The organism is Pseudoalteromonas sp. MMG013 (genome assembly GCF_018100885.1).
In the GTDB taxonomy this organism is placed as follows: Bacteria; Pseudomonadota; Gammaproteobacteria; order Enterobacterales; family Alteromonadaceae; genus Pseudoalteromonas; species Pseudoalteromonas aurantia.
This window is the reverse complement of record NZ_JAGJEE010000061.1, coordinates 1-3,601: the sequence shown is the minus strand read 5'-3', so window position 1 is coordinate 3,601 and position 3,601 is coordinate 1. Positions and strand designations below refer to the sequence as shown.

Annotated in this window: 1 protein-coding gene; it reads right to left on the bottom strand. The window is 40.7% G+C overall.

The features are described from left to right. A partial coding sequence (locus J8L98_RS24230) for a hypothetical protein (RefSeq protein ID WP_210998626.1) occupies window positions 1-3,601 on the bottom strand: 3,601 nt, incomplete at both ends.

Genomic DNA, 3,601 nt, shown 5'->3' with positions numbered 1-3,601 from the left:
GACTAAACGCCCTTGTTGGTCGTATTGGTAGCGTTCAACATTGTGTGTTTGATGCGCTAAACTGTAGTTTTCGAGGTAAAGTACGCTGTTATTGGCGCCTACTGTCGGATTACCATACATAATAAATCGGCTGGATTTATCTGTGCGCTCAACGGCTGACTCTGTACGACTGACCGCTTGCTCTGGATGACCTTTTGGATACACTGTTAGCGTGGTTTCGTTCTCAGATGTGGTCCATGTCACAACATAAGTGGTATTCGGCTGTGTCGCCATTAAACGCTGATGCGGCTGACTTTGACTGTTTTCAACGATATTTGAATACACACCAGTTTGTGTAAAATACACAGCATGGCGGTCTAGTAGGCCACTACCCCATGACTGCTCATTAGCAATCCCCCCATACAAATAACTCCCTGCAAGAGTCGGACCTGTGGTGACCTCAATTCGCATCTCCACATTGTCACTAAGATTAAAGTAGTCATTGCCTCGAATTGATGGCCAAGCAGATGTCTCCGCGGGTAAACGCTTAACTTCAATACGCTCATCCTTCACGGTGATTGGACTACCCCCGCTATTAGAGATAAACACACCAGATAATTGATTGTTGGTGAAGTTATCATTAGCGATAATGCGTGTTTCGGGGTGGCTAATATCTGCATCACTTTTGTTACCTAACTCAATATGGCCCACCTTACCTGTACCACGAATAAGAAATGCATTGATTGTGAGTAACTCATTATCTGGTTCCATCGCTTTTAGGTCATTGACTAAATTACGATTCACCGTGATCCACTCATCTGCTGTGCTCGCATCTCCTAAGGGGTGATTAATATAGGTTTTATCACTGCTCTGGCTTGGTTCAGTACTCCCTGCAACATAGTAGTTTTTTGGTGTATAAAAAAGGTAACGATGGCCAAACGTCGTCTCCACACTGATGTATACATGGAAGTCATTACCGTACTTCATATCCCACGCTATCGAACGTGCATCTGAGTTTAAATTTCCTCGCTCTGGATCCATTAACCTGAAACCATCACTTAACCCCTCTCCGTTAAGTTGAGTAACCAGCCCACCATAGATGTCATCTTGCACAGCTGTAAATTTACCTTGGCCTGATGTATTACTATAAATGTCCCAATAGGCTAAATCCGATGCAAGATTTAATCGCGTTATATTGCCAGTTCCCGCATTTTCATACACACGCTTTTCAATCAGCTGGCCCATTTTGTCGTAGACGTACTGCTCCACTGAGCCATCTGGACGAGTCTCGCTTTCAACTTGACCTGTACTGGTATAAGTCCAAGATGTGGTGGTTTTACTGCCTGTTGGGATAGCAAGCGCTCCCCCTATAACCTGACTGCGCACTTGGGTGTGATGCACATTTTTGCTTTGTTTTTGACCCGCTAATGTATAAGTGTAGGTTGTCAGTGCGCCATCGGCCGACAAGGTACCTGCAACTCGCCCTTGTCCATCATAGTAAGTGTGGCTGACTCGGTCTTGAGCTGATACGGTAGTGCCTTTGTTTGCATATTGACGCTGGGCTACTTCATTGCCCGCTGCATCATAATAAAACCGAGTGACATAGCCTTCAGGGTCAGTTTTGTATTCAATTTTCCCTGCTGCGGTATAATCAATGGTTACTTTATGGAAGTCACCACCAACTAAATTATGACTGCGCCCAATAAAATTTTTATTCTTTATATGTATATTTATTATTTTAGTTGTATGTGCCTTAGTTGATGCTTCAAAAGACGCAATAACATGGGAAGTTTTTGATAAAAGCCCCCCTGATAACTCACGTGTTTTTGCATCAAAAGTTAGACCTTCAGGTAAGCTTATTGGTAAAATTGACAGCTCACTTTCTAACGTATTATCAAATCGAATAGGGAGTACAAACCGACTATCAGATTCAACTTCAATCTCTGTTTCGAATGAAGAAATTAGTACAGGCTGATTAAAGTGAGGGTCCGTCTTAGGTAAATTATCAGTTCGAAAAACCTTATCCTTTAACTGGATCTTTGCTGTGTTTCCAAACACCTCATATGTTACAGTTTCACCTGTTGATTTTACTAAAAATTTGATACTTCCCCAATTGTTAACAATATTACTCGTTATATGAATATCATCTAGTAACAGATCATGAAACTCAAGAATATCACCATCTTGACCTTCTATTAAATCATTTCCATCTCCCCTTGAGTAATGATAGTGCGCTATTCGATTTCCCATCGCATAAAAGTAGTCATCTCCTTTGCCACCATAATATTCTACTTGTGTTGAATCATCCTGAAAATTCAATTCAAAGGAGTCATCGCCAGCTCCACCCACAACAACTGCCTCTATATTACTACTGGTGTTCGCCCCTTCAGGAGAGAACTCAAAGTAATTATCTTCCCCCCCCCAATATAAGAATATATTATTAGGCCTGTTGTTCCATGTCTCAAATATCGGTGAACTAAACTCAACATCCGTCTGCCCTAACGTTCTTAGGTATATATTTTGATTATTACGGTTACTGGTAGAATTGTACAAATCCGAAAGTCCGACTTGCTTATCATCGAAAGTAAGAGTCCAATTACTCAACGCCCATTGGTTGATGATAATTGCATCGCTTGATTTGTCACTCACCAGAATCAAATGGTCTTGATCATACTGAATAAACTCATGGATAGAAAAGTCATCCGAGTTATAACCACTTATTAAAAGTGTATTATTCCCTTTAATATCCTGTATTATATCTACATCATCGCCCTTTCTATAAATATATTTATCATTCCCGGTTGAGCCTTGAAGAAGATCATTACCTTCTCCACCAAATATGACATCATCTGATTCTGTATCAGAAAGAACATCTTGTCCTGAATAACCAGAATTTAAAGTTTTTCTATTTAGTAGTGAATGAATATATTCTTTACTCAAGCTTGTCTTGCTCTGTGCCCAAAATTCAAGAGAGAACTCAATCCAACTACTAACTCCACCTATAACAGTGAAAATTTCACCATTATCCAGATGGATCAAAAGATTACTCCCTACAGATGAAAAACGTAAGCTCTCTGGCACTACAGAATCATCGAATTGCAACTTAAAATTATGATCGTCAATTACTGGGTTCTTAGGCCTCTGTACATAGTAACGGTAAACCCCGTCATTACTTCTCCATATACCACCACTGACTTTAAATCTATGGTCTTCACTTTGAGACTGAATATTTGAAAGGGGAGAAGATTGATACGATGTGGTTTCAAGTGCCAATCGATGCTCTACTAATAAGTGCGAAACCTCATTTTCTTTTAGCTTATTTGTATAGGTCCTCTCTTCTATTAAACGGCCCTGCGCATTATAAGTGTACTGAGTAACGAACCCACCCACATCTACTTTATATTCAGGCTTACCCGCGGCAGTATAAAGAGTATAACTGGTGCGATTATCAACATGATTTGCCATGCCAGCCAATTGTGTATCTAATTGCGCTAGACTCTGGGTAAGGGTACCTGTTGCACTTAACCACTGTGCTGTTGACACCAGCTGTGCATATTCAACCGTTTGTACTTTTTGGCCGGTATTGTCATAGTGATGACGGGTCACTTGGCCTCGGTTATTT